Annotated in this window: 12 protein-coding genes; 2 read left to right on the forward strand and 10 right to left on the reverse strand. The window is 72.5% G+C overall.

What is annotated here, in order from left to right; genetic code table 11:
- Positions 1–7: 7 nt before the first annotated feature.
- The 3 genes from ACFYML_RS15225 to ACFYML_RS15235 are packed head-to-tail and all read right to left on the reverse strand — an operon-like array spanning position 8 to position 3,992.
- Complete coding sequence (locus ACFYML_RS15225; protein ID WP_387421184.1) at positions 8–1,288, reverse strand: ABC transporter substrate-binding protein; 1,281 nt, start codon at positions 1,286–1,288, stop codon at positions 8–10.
- A gap of 22 nt (positions 1,289–1,310) precedes the next feature.
- Positions 1,311–2,906 (reverse strand): FAD-dependent oxidoreductase, encoded by a 1,596-nt coding sequence (locus tag ACFYML_RS15230; protein WP_387421185.1) that lies wholly within the window; start codon positions 2,904–2,906, stop codon positions 1,311–1,313.
- A gap of 39 nt (positions 2,907–2,945) precedes the next feature.
- Positions 2,946–3,992: a LacI family DNA-binding transcriptional regulator gene (locus tag ACFYML_RS15235; RefSeq protein ID WP_387421186.1), complete on the reverse strand. Its 1,047-nt coding sequence runs from the start codon at positions 3,990–3,992 to the stop codon at positions 2,946–2,948.
- 464 nt (positions 3,993–4,456) lie between these two features.
- Here ACFYML_RS15235 and ACFYML_RS15240 point away from each other — a divergent pair, with 464 nt between their 5' ends.
- Positions 4,457–5,818: a hypothetical protein gene (locus tag ACFYML_RS15240; protein ID WP_387421187.1), complete on the forward strand. Its 1,362-nt coding sequence runs from the start codon at positions 4,457–4,459 to the stop codon at positions 5,816–5,818.
- 91 nt (positions 5,819–5,909) lie between these two features.
- Here the strand turns inward: ACFYML_RS15240 and ACFYML_RS15245 are convergent, their stop codons facing one another.
- The 4 genes from ACFYML_RS15245 to ACFYML_RS15260 form a co-directional block, all read right to left on the reverse strand.
- Entirely contained in the window at positions 5,910–7,157 is a 1,248-nt protein-coding gene (locus tag ACFYML_RS15245; RefSeq protein ID WP_387421188.1) for a M14 family zinc carboxypeptidase, read from the reverse strand.
- Positions 7,158–7,418: 261 nt separating this feature from the next.
- Positions 7,419–9,053: an amidohydrolase gene (locus ACFYML_RS15250; protein ID WP_387421189.1), complete on the reverse strand. Its 1,635-nt coding sequence runs from the start codon at positions 9,051–9,053 to the stop codon at positions 7,419–7,421.
- Between the two features lie 119 nt (positions 9,054–9,172).
- Entirely contained in the window at positions 9,173–9,610 is a 438-nt protein-coding gene (locus tag ACFYML_RS15255; RefSeq protein ID WP_387421190.1) for a VOC family protein, read from the reverse strand.
- Between the two features lies 1 nt (position 9,611).
- A complete protein-coding gene (locus ACFYML_RS15260) occupies positions 9,612–10,196 on the reverse strand; it encodes a DinB family protein (RefSeq protein WP_387421191.1) in 585 nt (194 codons plus the stop codon).
- A 62-nt stretch (positions 10,197–10,258) separates the two neighbouring features.
- On the opposite strand from ACFYML_RS15260, the gene ACFYML_RS15265 reads away from it, so the two are divergent.
- Positions 10,259–11,221 (forward strand): helix-turn-helix transcriptional regulator, encoded by a 963-nt coding sequence (locus ACFYML_RS15265; RefSeq protein WP_387421193.1) that lies wholly within the window; start codon positions 10,259–10,261, stop codon positions 11,219–11,221.
- Between the two features lie 116 nt (positions 11,222–11,337).
- Here ACFYML_RS15265 and ACFYML_RS15270 read toward each other — a convergent pair whose 3' ends face one another.
- The 3 genes from ACFYML_RS15270 to ACFYML_RS15280 form a co-directional block, all read right to left on the reverse strand.
- A complete protein-coding gene (locus ACFYML_RS15270) occupies positions 11,338–12,093 on the reverse strand; it encodes an ABC transporter permease (protein WP_387421313.1) in 756 nt (251 codons plus the stop codon).
- Between the two features lie 104 nt (positions 12,094–12,197).
- Complete coding sequence (locus ACFYML_RS15275; RefSeq protein ID WP_387421194.1) at positions 12,198–13,172, reverse strand: ATP-binding cassette domain-containing protein; 975 nt, start codon at positions 13,170–13,172, stop codon at positions 12,198–12,200.
- A 66-nt stretch (positions 13,173–13,238) separates the two neighbouring features.
- Entirely contained in the window at positions 13,239–16,394 is a 3,156-nt protein-coding gene (locus ACFYML_RS15280) for a BTAD domain-containing putative transcriptional regulator (RefSeq protein WP_387421195.1), read from the reverse strand.
- Between the last annotated feature and the right edge of the window lie 87 nt (positions 16,395–16,481).

The following is a 16,481-nucleotide window of genomic DNA, read 5'->3' on the forward strand; positions in this document are numbered from 1 at the left end:
CGGTTGCCTACTTCGCCAGCAGCGGTTGGATCTTGGCGCAGACCCCGTCGAGGACGGCCTTGACGTCCGCGTCCGGCTTCCACAGCGGGTCGAGCCCGGCGCGTACCTGCTGGCTCAGCTCGGCCTGCCCGGCGTGGTTGGGCTTGACCACACCGTTGGTGATGCCGTCGATGACGACCTTCTGCAACTGCTCCGGCTTGAGCTTCGGGTTCGTCTTCGCGAGGGTCTCCGCGGTCAGCTGCGACTGGCGCGGCGGCGGGAAGAACTGGGCGAGCTTCGCCGAGTTGGTGGGGTTGGTCAGGAAGGCGACGAAGTCGGCGGCCACATCGGCGTGCGGGCTCTTCTTCATCACCCCGATGCCGGCCTGACCGACCACCGAGTACGGCCCCTTCGGGCCTGCGGGCAGGGGGACCAGGTCCCAGGCGAAGCCGTCGTCCTTCAGCAGCGAGGCGCGGGAGATCTGGGTGATCGTCATGGCGGCGTCACCGGCGAAGAAGTCGGCGGTGGTGCCCGGACCGGGCAGCGCCTTCGTGGTGAAGATGGCCTTGTGCAGGGCGGTCATCGCCTCGACCATCTCCGGGCTGGCGAAACCGCAGCTCTTGCCGTCCTCGCTCCACGCCTGGGCGCCCCACCCGGTCCAGAAGGTGGACAGGTTGTCCCAGCCCTTGTAGTCGAAGTCCCGGATCACCAGCCCGGCCTTGCCGGTCTTGCCGTTGACCGCTCCCGCCGCCGCGAGGGCGTTGTCCCAGTTCCACTGCCCGGCCGCGATCAGCTCGGCCGGGGTCTTCTGCCCGGCCTTCTTGAGCAGGTCGGTGTTGACGAATACGCCGAACGGCGAGGTGGAGAACGGGTACGCGTACAGCTTGCCGCCGTTCTGCCAGAGCTTCAGCGTGGCGGGGGAGAGGTCGTCGTACTGGTACCCGTCGGCCTTCTTGAGCGTGTCATCGAGGGGCAGCAGCGCGCCGGAGGCCACGAAGTCGGGGGCGGAGTTCTCGAACACCCAGGCCAGGTCGGGCGCGTTCCCGCCGGCGATCTGGGTGGTCAGCGTGGTGGTGTAGTTGTCGAACGGCAGCGGATCGAACTTGATCTCGGCGACGTTCGGGTGGCTCTTGCGGTACTCGTCGGCGATCTCGTTGAACAGCTTCAGGTGCGCCTCGTTGGCCGACCAGATGGTCATCCGCAGACTGGCCGGGCCCTTGTCCTTCGCCTCGCCGCCACCACAGGCGGACAGGGCGAGGACGCCGGCCAGTGCGGCGGCGACAACAGCCAGACCCTTTCCTCGTTTCACTATCTTCTCCTCACCGGGGGGTTCAGTAGCCCGCGATCTGCGGCCAGCGGCGTTCCACGCCGGCGGCCGAGACGCGGTCGGTGAATTCGGCCAGCAGGCGGGGGGTGCCGCGGACCGCACGCGGGGACTCGCCCCGCGTCAGACAGAAGTCGGCGAGCAGGCCGGCGACCTCGCCGACGTTCCACTCGACCGGGTGCAGCCGGTAGCTGCCGTTGGTGATGTGGGTGGTGCCGATGTTCTTGCCCGCCGGCAGCAGGTTCTCCATCCGCTGCGGGATCAGCGCACCGAGCGGAATCTCGAACGGGCAGGAGCCGACGTCGATGTAGTTGTCGCCGCCGGTGGACGGGTGCAGGTCGATGCGGTACATCCCCACGCCGATCGAGTCGGGGTAGTGCACCGCGCCGTGCTCACCCCGCACCGCCAGGGAGAGGTCCTGCTCCACCACCGTGTACTCGGCCCGGATGCGGCGCGACTCCCGGATGTAGGGCGCCTGCGCCAACCCGTCCGGGCTGCCGGTCACGTCGCCGCGCAGCCGCAGCCCGGGGAAGCCGGTGCCGCCGTCGGGCCGGGGCGCCTCCGTCTGCAGCCAGTACAGCACCGAGTACGACAGCTCGCGGGCCTTGGCCAGGTGCCACGACGCGTTCGGCACGTCGATGACCGGACCCTCGAAGTAGTCGATCATCGGCCAGTTGACCAGCGTGATGTCGCTGCCGTACGTCCCGTCGGTGAAGTTGCGCCGGGCAGCGATCCGCCGGAACGTCCACAGGTTGCCGTCACCCGGGTTGACGCGCTGATCGGCGTTGACGCTCAGCGGGTCGTCGTCCGGGTTGGGGGTGAAGCTGCGCTCGACGATCTCCAACGTGCGCGGGTGCGGCGACCGCCAGGACAGCAGCCGGTCACCCCAGAAGTCGGGCTTGTAGTCGCGCCAGAAGTCGTACCCTGCGGGCCGGTCGATGGTCTGATCACCGTCGACGTGGTCGATCGCGAAGCACACCGACACGGCCTGCATGTTCATCGGCTGCGCCTGCGCTGGGGCGCTCGGCTCCCCGGTCTCGGCCTGCGACTCGAACCCGGTGACGTACTCCGTGCCGGTCAGCGGCAGCAGCTCACCGGTCTCCGTGGCGTCCAGCACGTACGGTGCGACCACGTCGATCCGGTCGTCCCGGTCTCGGTGCGCCAGGGTGACGCCGGTGACCCGGTCCCCGTCGGTCTCCGCGGCGACCGGCCGGTACGGCTGGAGCACGGTCAGCCGCCCCGATCCCCGGTAGGGCGCGAGCATCTCCTCGAGTACGGCGACGGCCACCCGCGGCTCGTGGCAGAGTCGGCTCACCCAGCCGGCGCCCGGGTTGAGGTCGGTCCAGGCCCGGGACCGCTCTGTCAGCGGGTAGTGGCGACGGTAGTAGTCGCGGATGCCGTTGCGCAGGGCCCGGTAGCTGGCGGTGGCGCCGAACTGCTCGATCCAGGAGTGCTCGTCCGGCGGGACGGCCTGGCTGGTGAGCTGCCCGCCGAGCCAGTCGAACTCCTCGGTCAGGATGACGGACCGGCCGGCCCTCGCCGCGGCGAGCGCCGCGGCGACCCCGCCCAGTCCGCCCCCGACGACGAGGACGTCCGCACGCATCTGTACCACTTGCTTCCTTCCAGTTGCGCGGTCCACCGCTCAGCGGCGGTGGACCGCCGGATCAGGGGCGCCGAGGGTGTTGCCCTCGACGAGCTCGCAGGGGAGAAGCCGCTGCTGCGGGCCGGCGACGCTGCCGTCGATGACGCCGGTCAGCACCTCGACCGACTGCCGGCCCATCTCCTCCCGCGGGATGAGGAACCCGGTGAACGCGATGTCGGTGGGGACCGGGACGGTCGGGTCGCCGAGGGTGACGATCGACAGGTCGCCCGGCACGGTCAGCCCCCGCCGCCGGGCGGCCGACTCCAGCGCCACCGCCGTGGCGAAGTCCTCCACGAACGCGACGGTGGTCCCGTCGGCCAGCAGGTCGTCGAGGCTTGCGTCGGCCTCCTCGGCCACCGTGGAAACCTGTCGGGCGCTCTCCGCGGTCGTCGCGGCGGCGACGAACCCACGGCGCCGGTCCTCCGAGGACTCGGCGTTCATGCCCATGCTCACGTACGTCAGGCGCCGATGACCGCGCCGCAATGCCCGCTCGACGAGCCGGGCCACCGCCGTCGCGTAGTCGGCGCCGACGTAGGGCACCGGTCCGCCGGCGTCGTTGCGGCGCCCCACGGCGACGTACGGAAAACCGTCGCGGTTGAGCCGGTGCAGTTCCGCGCCGTCGATCTCGCGCCCGAGCAGGATGCACCCGTCAGCCAGGCGCAACCGGTTGTCCTGGTGGAAGATGCGTCGCCGGCCGTCCACCACGGGTGCGCTGGTGAACAGCAGCAGGTCGCAGCCCACCCGCTCGGCGTACTCCTCGATGCCGAGCAGGAACGGGTGGAAGAAGTCCCGGCTGCCGCTGGGGAAAGCGGGCTCATACGTGAACACGCCGATGATCCGGTTGAACCGTGCGGCGAGGCGGCGGGCCACCGGATCGGCGGCGTACCCCGTCTCGGCGATGACCCGCAGCACGCGGTCCCGGGTCTCCGGGGCGATTCGGACCTCGGCGTCGGTGCGGTTGTTCAGCACCAGCGACACCGTCGCCTGGCTGACACCAGCCAACCGCGCGATGTCACGTTGGGTGACGCGTCTGGGGGGAGCGGACACGACGAGTCCTTCCGGTGCGGCTAATGCGTATTAGCGCTCGGCGTTGGGATGGAGCTTGGCGGGTGGGTCGGCCTGTGTCAAGAGGTGGAGTCGAGATTTCCGCCCGATGAACTCCCTGTAGTAATGCGCATTAGCGGGAACGGTTCCCGACCGGACGGCGCCTGGGAGGCGCGAGAGGTGCGCGAAACCGGAGGAGGGGGGCCAGCCTCTTGACAGGAGCCCTTCCGGGCGAGCAACATTCGAGAAACATAGATGCTAATACGTATTAGCCCGGCGGCCCGAGAGGACTCCGACCGGTCGACGAACCTTGTCGTCTTACTGAGAGTTACCGCGTGCCGCCAGCGGCCGGCGCGGAGCACCACGCACGGGACGGCGCCTCCCGTGCTGCCGCCAGACGCCCCCGCACGCCCGGCGCCGTCCGTCGAGAACCGCCAAGCGATCGATCCGACAGAACAGGAAGACGCATGACGCCACCACTTGCCTCGTCCCGACGCGCCGTCCTGGCAGCCGCCGGCGCCGGCCTGCTCGTCGCCGCCATGGCCGGCGCCGCGCCGGCCGCCGCCGACCCTGGCCTCGACTTCCCCCAGTTCACCTACGTGGGCACCGCGTTCGACAAGAGCAAGCTCGCCTACAACCCGACGAACGAGTTCATCTTCCCGAGCGTCATCCGGGCCGCCGACTACTTCGCCCACCCGCTCGGCACCTACTACCTGTACTACGCCCCGCACGAGCGGCCCGGCGGGATCTCCCTCGCGTACTCCGACTCGATCAACGGACCGTGGACCGAATACGATGCCAACCCGCTGATCAGCAACACCTGGCTGCCGCACTACGCCACGGTCAGCCACATCTCCTCACCGCACGCGGTGTGGATCGAGGGCGAGCGCAAGCTGTTCCTCTACTTCCACGGCGAGAACTCCATCACCCGGTACGCGACCTCCGACGACGGCATCCACTTCACCTACGGCGGCACCGCGGTCAGCCGCAACGAGACCACCGGCGGCGAGACCTCCTACGCCCGGGTGTTCGAGCAGTCCGTGTCCCGCCTGGGCACCCGCTACCTGATGCTGTTCATGGACAACCCCACTGCGGCGCTGCCCGGACCGACCGGGCCGGTGTCCCGGCGGATCCGCTGGGCGGTCTCCAACGACGCACGGACCTGGACCATGCAACCCGAACCGATCGTGACCCCGCAGGGCGTCGAAGGCCCGAACGCCTCAGGGCCGTTCTTCCTCCGCTGGAACGACCGCAATCTGGTGATCTACCACGCCGCCGACGGCAACATGCACGCGGTGGACGTCGGGGAGGACTTCGACCAGGAGATCCACCTGGGCATCGTGCACGACTCGATGTCCGCGGCGCCCGACCTCGGCCGATCGGCCGCGCCGACGTTCTACTTCGACGGGCGTACCGCGCACATGTACTACGAGGCCGGCGGCCGGCTCACCGCGACCATCGGGCACGCCACCGCCACCCTGGCCAACCCATTGCCCGAACGGCAGCTGGACTGCACGGTGGACCGGCCGGTCCTGTGGCCGCCCAACCACGAGCTGATCGACGTCACCGTGACCGTGGACCTGCGCGACGGGGTGCTCGGCCCGAACGCGTTCGCCCTGACCGGCGTGACCGGCGGCGACGCCACGGACGTCAGCGGCTTCACCACCGGCACGCCCGCCACGAGCGGCAAGCTGCGGGCCGAACGGGCCGGCAACGGCGGGGACCGCGTCTACCACCTGACCTACGCCGGCCACGACGAGATCGGACGACCGGTCGGCTGCACCGTCACCGTCACCGTCCCGCACGACGAGGGGCAGCCACCCGCGTGATCCTCAACCTACGGCTCCCTAACGGCGGGTAGGGGCGAGGAGACGGAGCAGCCGCGGGAACAGGATGTCCCCGCGGCTGCCTCGTCGATCGTCAGTCGTTGGTGGTGTCCCAGCCGTAGTCGGGCAGGTCGAAGAAGTCGTCGCCGTCGACCCGGTCGACGGTGCCGTCAGCGAGGCCACCGAGCAGCGACTCCACGCCGGTCTGCACGCTCTTCACGAGCATGCCGTGCTGCTTCTGGCCCAGGTCGTCCTGCTGGCCGCGGACCTCGAACAGCACCGTGCCGGTGCCGTTGAGGGCGAACGCCGAGCGGCCCTGACCCGCGTACTCCCGCGCGTCCGGGTGGAAGTACCGGCCCACGGCCGCGAGCTTGGACTGGTCGCCGTACTGCGCCAGCATGCCGTTGGCGACGGTGAGCGCGTAGCGGCGGGACTTGTCCTGGTCGAGCGCCGGCCACGCCGCCTTGTACTTGGCGCCATCCTGCACCCCGAGCGGCGGGTAGTCGAGCGAGACGGAGATGAGGTTGCCGTCCTGCGTACCGCCGGTGAGCCGGTCGCACGGTCCCATGTGGTGCAGGTCGACGTACGCGTCGACCGCGCCCTTCTCCGCCCGCAGTCCGACGTAGACGTCGCGGATGGCGCGCGACTCGGGGGAGAGGAAGAACCCGGCGTCGGTGTCGCGGCCCGGCAGGTCGGTGGCGCGCGGCACGTAGTTGAGGTCGGGGTTGAAGTCGCGGTTGAGGTCGTAGCCGGGCAGGTCGATGCCGTCTCCGCTGAGCCGGTGGTACCAGGCGCGCGGCGCCCCGGCCAGCTGCGGGAACTCCGCCAGCGTCTCGTCCCAGGACCGCACGTTCATCCGCCGGTTGAGCTCGCCACCGTCGGGGTTGACCATGGGCATCGCGACGAAGGTGATCTCGCTGAGGATCTTCCGGGTCTGTGCGTCACCGCTGCTGCCCAGACGCTTGAGGATCGCGAGCAGCGCCTCCGTGCCGGTCCGCTCGTTGCCGTGGATCGCGCTGGTGACCAGCAGCACCTTGTCGCCGGTGCCCACCCGGGCCGCCCACAGCTCCCGGCCCTGCTGGGTGCGCCCGACCACGTCGACGTCCACCCGGCCGCCGCTGGTGCGCTCGATCTGCGCGAGCTGCTCGCCCACCTGCTGGTGGTTGCTCCAGCCCGACCAGGAGGGGCTGTCGGCGATCTTGCAGCTGCCCTGCCCCGGTCCCTCTGGAGCGGCGGCGGAGACGGGTGGGGCGGTGAGGATCGAACCGGCCAGCGCGGCCGTCACGGCGGCGGCCAGCGCGCTTCGGGATCGGAGGATCGTCGAGATCTTGTGTACCTGCACGCGTACTCCTCTCGTGGATCCACTGTCCACCGAGCGAGGCGCAGCTGAGCACCGGGGAGGCTCGGGGGAGCGGACCACCTCTGCCTTTCGGCGATCTTGGCGTGCGCGCCCCCGGCGATGCAATGAGAAGATGCAACTTTGCCAATGAAAATGAAGGTTTCCTACAGACGGTGGAGCTCCGTCCACCTTTTTCCGACAGACGGCAGAAGCCCACGAACCCGCTGCCGTGCTCAAATGGGACTTTTGCCTCCAGTGTGCAGATCAACAACCGCCTCCGTGGACGACGGTGCCGGCGGCGATCGTGTGGGTGACGCGCGCGTCGGCCGGTAGCCCCGCGCCGGCGGCGAACAGGTTGCGATCGAGCACGGCCAGGTCCGCGCGCTTGCCGACCGCGATAGTGCCGCCGTCGGCGTCGTGGTTGACGTACGCCGAGCCGGCGGTGAACGCCGCGAGGGCGACCGACAGCGGCAGCGCCTGCTCCGGGAGGAACGGCGCGTTGTCGCGGTGCTCCGGGTCGATCCGGGTGACGGCGACCTCGATCTCCTCGAGCGGGTTCGCCGTCGTCACCGACCAGTCGCTGCCCATGGCCAGGGTGGCGCCGGAGCGCAGCAGATCACCGAAGGGGTACTGCAGGTCCGCCCGCTCCCGGCCGAGGAACGGCACCGTGAGCTCCTCCATCTGCGGTTCAGTCTGCGCCCAGAAGGCCTGGCAGTTCGCGGCGACCCCCAACTGCCGGAAGCGCGGCACGTCCTGCGGGTGGACGAGTTGCAGATGGGCGATGTGGTGCCGGTTGTCGCGGCGTCCGTTGGCCGTGCGGGCGGCCGCGACGGCGTCGAGGGCGTTGCGTACGGCGCGGTCGCCGATCGCGTGCAGGTGCACCTGGAAGTCGAGCCGGTCCAGTTCGGTCACCGCGGTGGCGAGCAGTTCGGCCTCGACGTACGCCAGGCCGTGGTTCTCGGTGTGGCCGCCGCAGCCGTCGCAGTACGGCTCGAGCAGCGCGCCGGTGTAGTTCTCCAGCACCCCGTCGGTCATGATCTTGATCGTGGTCGGGTGGAAGCTGCCACCGGTCGCCGACTCCCGCTGGGCGAGGAACTCGGGGATCTGGTCGAGGCCGCGGTGCCGGTCCCACCACAGGGCGCCGACGACCCGGGCCGCGAGCCGACCGGACGCGGCGAGCGACCGGTACGCCGCAAGGGTCCCCGGCGTCACCCAGGCGTCCTGCCATCCGGTGATGCCCAGCGAGTGTAGGTGCTCCTGGGCGTTGAGGATGGCCTCCTCCCACTCGGCGCGCCCCGGCAGCGGCACGTGCCGGTCGTTGAAGCCGTACGCCGCGCCCTCGTGCAGCGTGCCGGTCGGCTCGCCGGTGGCCGGGTCGCGTTCGATCCGCCCGTCGTCGGGGTCCGGGGTGTCCCTGGTGATGCCGGCGATCTCGAGGGCCCTGGAGTTGACCCAGGCGCCGTGCACGTCCCGGTTGAACAGGAAGACCGGGCGGTCCGGCACGATCGCGTCGAGGTCTTCCTTTCGTGGTGTGCCGCCGGGGAAGTGCTCCATCGCCCAGCCGCCCCCGATGATCCAGGGCTGGTCGGGGTTGTCGGCCGCGTAGCGCGCGATCCGGTCCAGGTACGCGTGCCGGCCGGCGAGGTCGTTGAGCCAGACCCGGAGCCGGTTGCGCCCGGCGAAGGGCGCGTGGATGTGGGCGTCCTGGAAGCCCGGCAGCACCATGGCGCCCGCGGCCTCGATCACCCTGGTCCGCGGGCCGATGAGCTCGGACGCGGGCTCGGAGCCGACCGCGACGATCCGGTCACCGCGTACGGCGACGGCGTCGGACCAGCTGCGGGCGGCGTCGACGGTGTAGACGTCGGCGCCGGTGATGACCAGGTCGGCGTACTCGGTCACGGTGCCTCCCCTTCCGGCCCAACCGCACGGCGGCCCTCGCCTCGGGGTTGGCCCAGGATCGAAGCACAAACCGAAACGCTTCGGCAATGGCTGATGTCGCCGGCCCGCCGCGCGGCCGATCAGTCGAGGCAGAACTCGTTGCCCTCCGGGTCGGCCATCACGATGTGGCCGGCGCCGAGCGGGGGAGCGGGCTCGTGGCGCCCGAGCCGGGTGGCGCCGCGGGAGACCAGCCGCTCGGCCTCCGCCTCCAGGGCCGCCATCCGCGCCTCGCCTTCGAGCCCGGGAGCGGCTCGCACATCGAGGTGCACCCGGTTCTTGACCTGCTTGCGCTCCGGCACCCGCTGGAAGAACAGCCGCGGTCCGGCGCCCTCGGGGTCGACCACCGCCGAGGCGTCGTTGCGGCGCTCGGGCGGCACGCCCATCGCCTCCAGAGCCTGCTCCCACGACTCGAAGCCCTTGGGCGGGTCCTGCACCCGGTAGCCGAGGGCGTCGGCCCAGAACGCCGCCAACCCGGCCGGGTCGGCGCAGTCAAAAGTGATCTGTACGTCGCGGGCCATCTCAGTTCGCCTTTCGTCGGGTCTCTTCGTGAGTGTGCTGGTAGAGGTCGCGGAGCAGGCACACCTCGGCCAGATGGTGGATCAGTTCGCGGTTGATGTGCAGCACCAGCGCTGCCAGGGGACGCTCGGCGTACGGGCCCTCCGCCTCCCCGCACGGGCGGGCGAGGCCGGTTTCGCCGAGGGACTCGACCCCGGCCAGCCACGTGGCGTACTCCGCGTCGAGCTGGGCCAGCGCCGCGGCCGCGGTCGTGGCGTACTCGAACGACTGGTAGTCGGTGGGCGCGCGACCGAAGCGCGCGGCGTTGCGTACCGCGAGCACGCCGACGATCACGTGCCCGAGCCGCCAGGCGATCGTCGTGAACGGTGGCGGGTCGGGCTGCGGCATCGCGAAGTCGATGGTCATCGCGCCGGACCCGGCCTGGACCGGTGCCGCACTGGCGCCACGCGGGCGCACGCTCCAACAGCCGGGCGCCGGCTCCCAGAAGTACTCGTCGTCGGTGAGTCCGTCGAGGCGCTCGCGCAGTTGGGTGGTCCAGTGCCAGGTGAGCTGGTCCCGGAGCAGGGCGTTCCAGGTCTGGTCGGTCATGGTGCCAGCCTCGCGTAGAATGCGGACAGGATCGTTCCGTGATCCCGTGGGACGATGAGCGGGTGACCGTAGAAGCGACGACCGAGCGGGTGCTGCGGTTGCTGGCGCTGCTGCAGCGGCGGCCGTCCTGGACCGCCGCTGAGCTCGCCGGCGAGCTGGGGGTCACCGACCGCTCGGTGCGCCGCGACGTGGAGCGGCTGCGCGCGCTCGGCTATCCCGTGCACGCGACGGCGGGCGTCGGCGGCGGCTACCAGCTCGGCGCGGGTACCCGGCTGCCGCCGCTGCTCCTCGACGACGAGGAGGCGACCGCGACGGCGGTGTCCCTGCGGCTGGCGGCCGGGGGCACGGTCGCCGGCGCGGGCGAGGCGGCGCTGCGGGCGCTCGCGAAGCTCGACCAGGTGATGCCGCCCCGGCTGCGCGCCGAGGTGCGGGCGGTGCACGGCGCCACCGAGACCCTGGTCGACCCCGGGGTCGAGATCGACGGGGAGCTGCTGGTGACGCTCGCCCGGGCCTGTCGCGACGCCGTGCGGGTGCGGTTCCGGTACGCCGGCCGCGACGGCGGGGACCGCGAGCGTACGGCCGAACCGGTGCGGATGGTCACCACCGGCCGCCGCTGGTACCTGATGGCCTGGGACGTCGACCGAGACGACTGGCGCACGTTCCGGCTGGACCGGATGCGCGAGGTGGTGGCGACGACCTGGCGCTTCCGGGCGAGGGAGCACCCCGACCCGGTCGCCCACGTGCAGCGGTCCGTGACCGAGGCGCCGTACCGGTATCTCGCCCGGGTGCGGCTGCACGCCCGGCCCGACCGGGTGCGGGAGCTGGTGCCACCCCAGGTGGGGCGCGTCGAGGACGACCGCGACGGGTGGTGCGTGCTCGTCGTCGGCGGCGACAACCTGGACTGGCTCGCCGTGCGGGTGGCCGGGCTGGGCTTCGAGGCGGAGATGCTGGAGCCTCCGGAGCTGCGGGAAGCGACCGCTCGGCTCGCCCGGCGCCTCGCGGCGATGGCCGGGATCAGTCGATGAGCTGCTGTCCGCTGCCGGATCGCAGCCGGTACCGGTAGCCCAAGCCGGCAGCGGAGGAGGCGGATGGCTGCGCACCCACCTCCTCCGGCGTACGAGCGACGCGCCCGGCCGGTGGGTCAGCGGCTGAGCCGCTGGTAGCGGCGGACCGCCAGCGGCGCGACCAGCACGATGAGCAGCAGCGGCCAGCCGACCGCCAACGGCAGCGGATGCTGCGCCGCCCACGACTCGCCGCCGATGCCCGGGTTGCCGAACAACTCCCGCGCGGCCGCCACGGTGGCGGACAGCGGATTCCACGCGGCCACCGCACCCAGCCACTGCGGCAGCAGGTCCGGGGCGACGAAGACGTTGGACAGGGCAGTGAGCGGGAAGGCCAGCGGGAACACGATCACCGAGACCGTGTCCGGGTTCGGCACGAGCAGGCCGAACAGGATGCCCACCCAGGTGAGCGCGAGCCGCAGCAGCAGGATCAGGCCCACCGCCGCCAGCGCGTCGCCCACCCCGTTGCGCCACCGCCAACCCACGAGCAGGCCGCAGACCACCAGCGTGGCCAGTTCCAGCACGGCCCGGGCGAGATCGGCGCAGGCCCGCCCGGTGAGCAGTGCGGACCGGGCCATCGGCATGGACCGGAACCGGTCGACCACGCCACGGCTGGCGTCGGCGGCGACCGCCGACGCGGTGGCGCCGAGGCCGTAGAGCATCGTCATCACGAACACGCCGGGCAGCAGGAACTCCCGGTAGTTGCCGTTGCCGGGCACCGCCATGCCGCTGCCGAACACGTAACCGAAGACGAGCACGAACATGATCGGCAGGCTGAAGTAGAGGATGATCTCCTCGGGCGACCGGACCACGTGCCGCATGTTCCGCCCGGCCATCACCCAACCGTCGGCCACCGCCCAGCCGAGCCGGGCCAGCGGACCGGCGGGCGACCGCACCTCGGTGGGTTCCGCCGCGCCGCGCCGGGAGTCGACTGTCGTGCTCACGCCGCCACCTCCTCGCGGGTACCGGCCGACTGGTGCCCGGTGAGCCGTAGGAACGCCTCGTCCAGGGTGGGCCGGCGCAGGACGACGTCCTCGACCGCCACACCGTGCTCCTGCAGCGCCCGCATGACGTCTGCGAGCGCGCCGATCCGGTCCACGACGGGCACGCTGAGCTGCCGGATCTCCACGTCCACGGACACCGGCCCGCCGGTGATCCGTTCGACGACGCCGGCGGCGGCCGGCAACTGCGCGGCGTGCCGGACCACCAGCTCGATCCGGTCCTCGCCGATCCGGGCCTTCAGCTCGGCCGAGGTGCCCTCGGCCACCACCCGGCCGGCGTCCACCACCGAGATCCGGTCGGCCAGCTGGTCCGCCTCCTCCAGGTACTGCGTGGTGAGCAGCACCGTGGTGCCGCCCGCGACGAGCGACCGGACCGCCTCCCACAGGCCGTTTCGGCTGCGCGGGTCCAGCCCGGTGGTGGGCTCGTCAAGAAACAGCACCCGCGGGGTGGTGATCAGGCTGGCGGCGAGGTCGAGCCGCCGGCGCATCCCACCGGAGTACGCCCCGGCCGAGCGGTCCGCGGCGTCGGCGAGCCCGAACTGGTCGAGCAGCTCGTCGGCCCGACGCCGGGCCACCCGCGCCGGCAGGTGCCGCAGCCGGCCGAACAGGATCAGGTTCTGCCGCCCGCTGAGGATCTCGTCGACCGCGGCGTACTGCCCGGTCAACCCGACCAGCGCGCGGACCCGATCGGGGTGCCGGGCCACGTCGTACCCGGCCACCCGCGCGTGCCCGGCGTCGAAGCGCAGCAGGGTGGCCAGGATCCGTACCGCGGTGGTCTTGCCCGCGCCGTTCGGGCCGAGCAGTCCGCAGACCGTGCCGGCCGGCACAGTCAGGTCGAACCCGTCGAGTGCCGGCGTGCCGCCGTACGACTTGCGCAGCCCCTCGGCGACGACGGCTGATGTTTCGTAGGTCATGCCAGCAGCCTGGCCGGCCGCGCTGACCGGCCGCGCACCGTCCGCTGACGGCGACTGTGCCCGCCGTCAGCGCCCGTCCAACAGCGCGAGCGCCCGCTCCCGGCCCAGCCCAGCGCCCCGGGCGAAGGCCCGCTCGAACGCCCCGTCCCCTAGCTGCGCCCGGGCGGCCGCCGCCACCGGCGCGGCCTGCGCCGCCTCGCCGGCGCCGGTACCGCGCAGCAGCGCTGACACCGACCCGAGCAACAGCGCCGCCCGCTCGGCCTCACCGCGCCGCAGCACCGGCCCGACCAGGCCCTCCACCGCGGCGCCGACGGTCGGCACGTCCCACACCCCGAAGGTCGCGCCCAGCACCTCCCGGTAGCGGGCGCGGGCCGTCGGCGCGTCCCCGACCGCGTCGGCAATCTGTCCGAGCGCGACCAACGCCGCCAGCCGCACCACCTCGGCGCCGAACCAACCGGCCGGGCACTCCGCCACCGCCTGCTCGCACAACTGCCGGGCCCGGTCCAGGTCACCGCTGCGCCGGGCGATCTCGCCGAGCCCGTAGTGGGCCGCGGCCACCAACTCCGGCGCCCCGGCCGGCTGCGCGACCTCCACCACCCGGCGATAGTCGGCGCCCGCCCCGTCCAGGTCACCGACCCCGAGCCGCCCGTCCGCCCGGGTACGCAGCAACTCGGCCATGTCGAGCGCCGAGCCGAGCTCGCGCGCCAACCGCAGCGCCTCCGCCATCGGTTCGGCTGCCGCCGCGGAATCCCCGACCCGATAGGCACCCTCGGCGAGCGTGCTCAGGACCAGGATCATGCCCCACCGTTCGCCGATCGCGCGGAAACCGTCGCGGGCGACCGCCAGCTCCGCGCGGGCCTCGTCGTACCGGCCGTTGAGCAGCCACAACATGGCCAGCCCGAGCGACCCCAGGGCCTGGCTCCACGGATCACCACCGAGCAACTCGTCCCGCCGCTGCGTGAGCAGCGACAACCGCTCCGGTGACGGGGGACCGGCGGTCATCCCGGACAGGTAGAGCAGGAACGGGTACGCGGGCGGCCGGCCCAGACCCCAGAGGATCTCGCTGGCCGCCAACGGGTTCGCGCTGCCGCATCCGCTCACCGCGGCGACCAGCAGGCAGAGCGCGTACTCCTCGGCGAGCCCCGGCGGCGGGGCGCCGAGCCGGTCGACGAGCCGGCCGGCCAGCGCGGCGCCCTCGGCCCGCAGGCCCCGCAGCCACCAGTAGAACGACAGGGCGGCGACCAGCCGCAACGCGACGCCGGTGTCATCGCCCGCCACCGCCCGGCGCAGCGCGGCGAGCAGGTCATCGCGGTCGGCGTCCAGCCGCCGCAGCCACTCCAGCTGCGCCGCACCCCGCAACCCGACGTCGCCCGCCCGAGCGAGGTCGAGAAAGTACGCCGCATGCGCGTGGCGCAGCCGGTCGACCTCGCCCGCCTCGGCGAGCCGCTCGGCCGCGAACGCGCGCACCGTCTCCAACATGCGGAAACGCCCGTCGGTCGCGTCCACCAGCGACTTCTCCACCAGGCTCGTCAGCACGTCGAGCACGTCCGCGCCCACCGGCGCGCAGACCCGCTCGATGGCCGCCAGGTCGGCGCTGCCGGTGAACACGCTCAGCCGGCGCGCCAGCCGCCGCTCCGGCTCGTCCAGCAGATCCCAGCTCCACCGCACCACCGCCCGCAACGTCTGGTGCCGCGGCTCGGCCACCCGGCTGCCCCGGTTCAGCAACCGGAACCGGTCGTCCAGCCGAGCCGCCACCTCCGCCGCCGGCAGCGCCCGCAACCGCGCCGCGGCCAGCTCGATCGCCAGCGGCAAACCGTCGAGGGTACGGCAGATCCGCAGCACCGCCGCCACCGTGCTCGCGTCCACCGCGAACCCCGGCGCCACATCGGCGGCGCGGTCCGCGAACAGCCGCACCGCGGCGTACTCCCGGGCCAACTCGGCCGGGACGCTGCCGGACGGCACCGGCAGCCCGACCACCGGGCAGAGCGCCTCACCGGTCACACCGAGCGGTTCCCGGCTGGTGGCCAGGACCCGGACCATCGGGGCGGCCCGCAGCAGCCGGGCGGTGAGCCGGGCCGCCTCGGCCACCACATGCTCGCAGTTATCGAGCAGGAGCAGCAGCCGGCGGTCGGCGAGCGCCGCGACCAGCCGGTCGGTGACGTCGCGGGGCCCGCCCGGCACGCGCAGCGCGGCGTCGCGCAGGTCGAGCGCGGCCAGCACCGCCGGGGCGACCTCCGCACCGGCCGGCACCGCAGCCAACTCGACCAGGCACACCTCGCCGCCGTGCCGGGCGGCGGCCTCAAGACCCAACCGGGTCTTCCCCACGCCGCCCGGGCCGTGCAGCGTGACCAGCCGAGCCTCGCCGAGCAGCTTGCCGAGGCGGCGCAGTTCCTCCTCCCGGCCCACGAAGCTGCTCAACTGGCCGGGCAGCGAGGGCAGCCGGGGCGGGGCGTCGGCTCGGGGTTCGACCTCGTCGCGCAGCAGGGTCGCGTGCAACGCGACCAGCTCGGCGGACGGGTCGGTGCCCAGTTCGTCGGCGAGCACCCGACGAAGGTCCGCGAAGGCGGTGAGCGCCTCGGCCCGGCGGCCGTCGGCGCGCAGCACACGCATCAGCTGGCCGTGCAGCCGCTCCCGCAACGGGTGCGCGGCCACCAGCTCCCGCAGCTCGGCCACCAGTGTCCCGACGCCAGACGATCCGGGCACCGCCAGCCGCAGCTCCGCCTCGATCCGCTCCTCCGTCGCGGCAAGCCGCCGATCCCGCAGCCGCGCCGCCTGCGCCGCGGCGAACGGCGCCTCCGGCACATCCGCCAGCGGTTCCCCGCGCCACAACGCGAGCGCCTCGCGCAGCAGGTCGGCGGCTCGGCGCGGATCACCGCCGCCGAGCGCGGCCCGCCCCGAGTCGGCCAGGCGGACGAACCGGTGCACGTCGACGTCCTCCGGGTCGACCGCCAGCCGGTAGCCCGCCGGATGGAACTCGACCGGATCGACCGGCCCGGTCGACAGCACCTGACGCAGCCGGGACACCTGCGACTGCAGCGCGTTCGCCACGCCGGCCGGCGGTTCGGCGCCGTAGAGGCCGTCGATCAGCCGCCCCCGCGGCACCACCCGCCCGCCGTCGAGCAGCAACAGCACCAGCAGCGCACGCAGCCGCGGCCCGCCGACGGTCAACCGGCGACCGTCGGCGGTATACACCTCGGTCGCGCCCAGGATGCCGAACCGCACGGCGTCGATTGTCGCTCAGGCGTTCCTGGTCGACGGTCACCGCCCACCGGTTCGGGTTCACCTGCGAAATGCGCAGGTGCGTCGAGC

The sequence above is a fragment of the Micromonospora sp. NPDC007230 genome, assembly GCF_042869115.1.
Classification (GTDB): Bacteria; Actinomycetota; Actinomycetes; order Mycobacteriales; family Micromonosporaceae; genus Micromonospora.

Bases quoted from the DNA above. Each gene is read 5' to 3' on its own strand.
- ACFYML_RS15275 (WP_387421194.1), bottom strand. From the start codon at position 13,172: ATGACCTACGAAACATCAGCCGTCGTCGCCGAGGGGCTGCGCAAGTCG.
- ACFYML_RS15230 (WP_387421185.1), bottom strand. From the start codon at position 2,906: ATGCGTGCGGACGTCCTCGTCGTCGGGGGCGGACTGGGCGGGGTCGCC.
- ACFYML_RS15260 (WP_387421191.1), bottom strand. From the start codon at position 10,196: ATGACCGACCAGACCTGGAACGCCCTGCTCCGGGACCAGCTCACCTGG.
- ACFYML_RS15240 (WP_387421187.1), top strand. From the start codon at position 4,457: ATGACGCCACCACTTGCCTCGTCCCGACGCGCCGTCCTGGCAGCCGCC.
- ACFYML_RS15270 (WP_387421313.1), bottom strand. From the start codon at position 12,093: ATGGCCGGGCGGAACATGCGGCACGTGGTCCGGTCGCCCGAGGAGATC.
- ACFYML_RS15255 (WP_387421190.1), bottom strand. From the start codon at position 9,610: ATGGCCCGCGACGTACAGATCACTTTTGACTGCGCCGACCCGGCCGGG.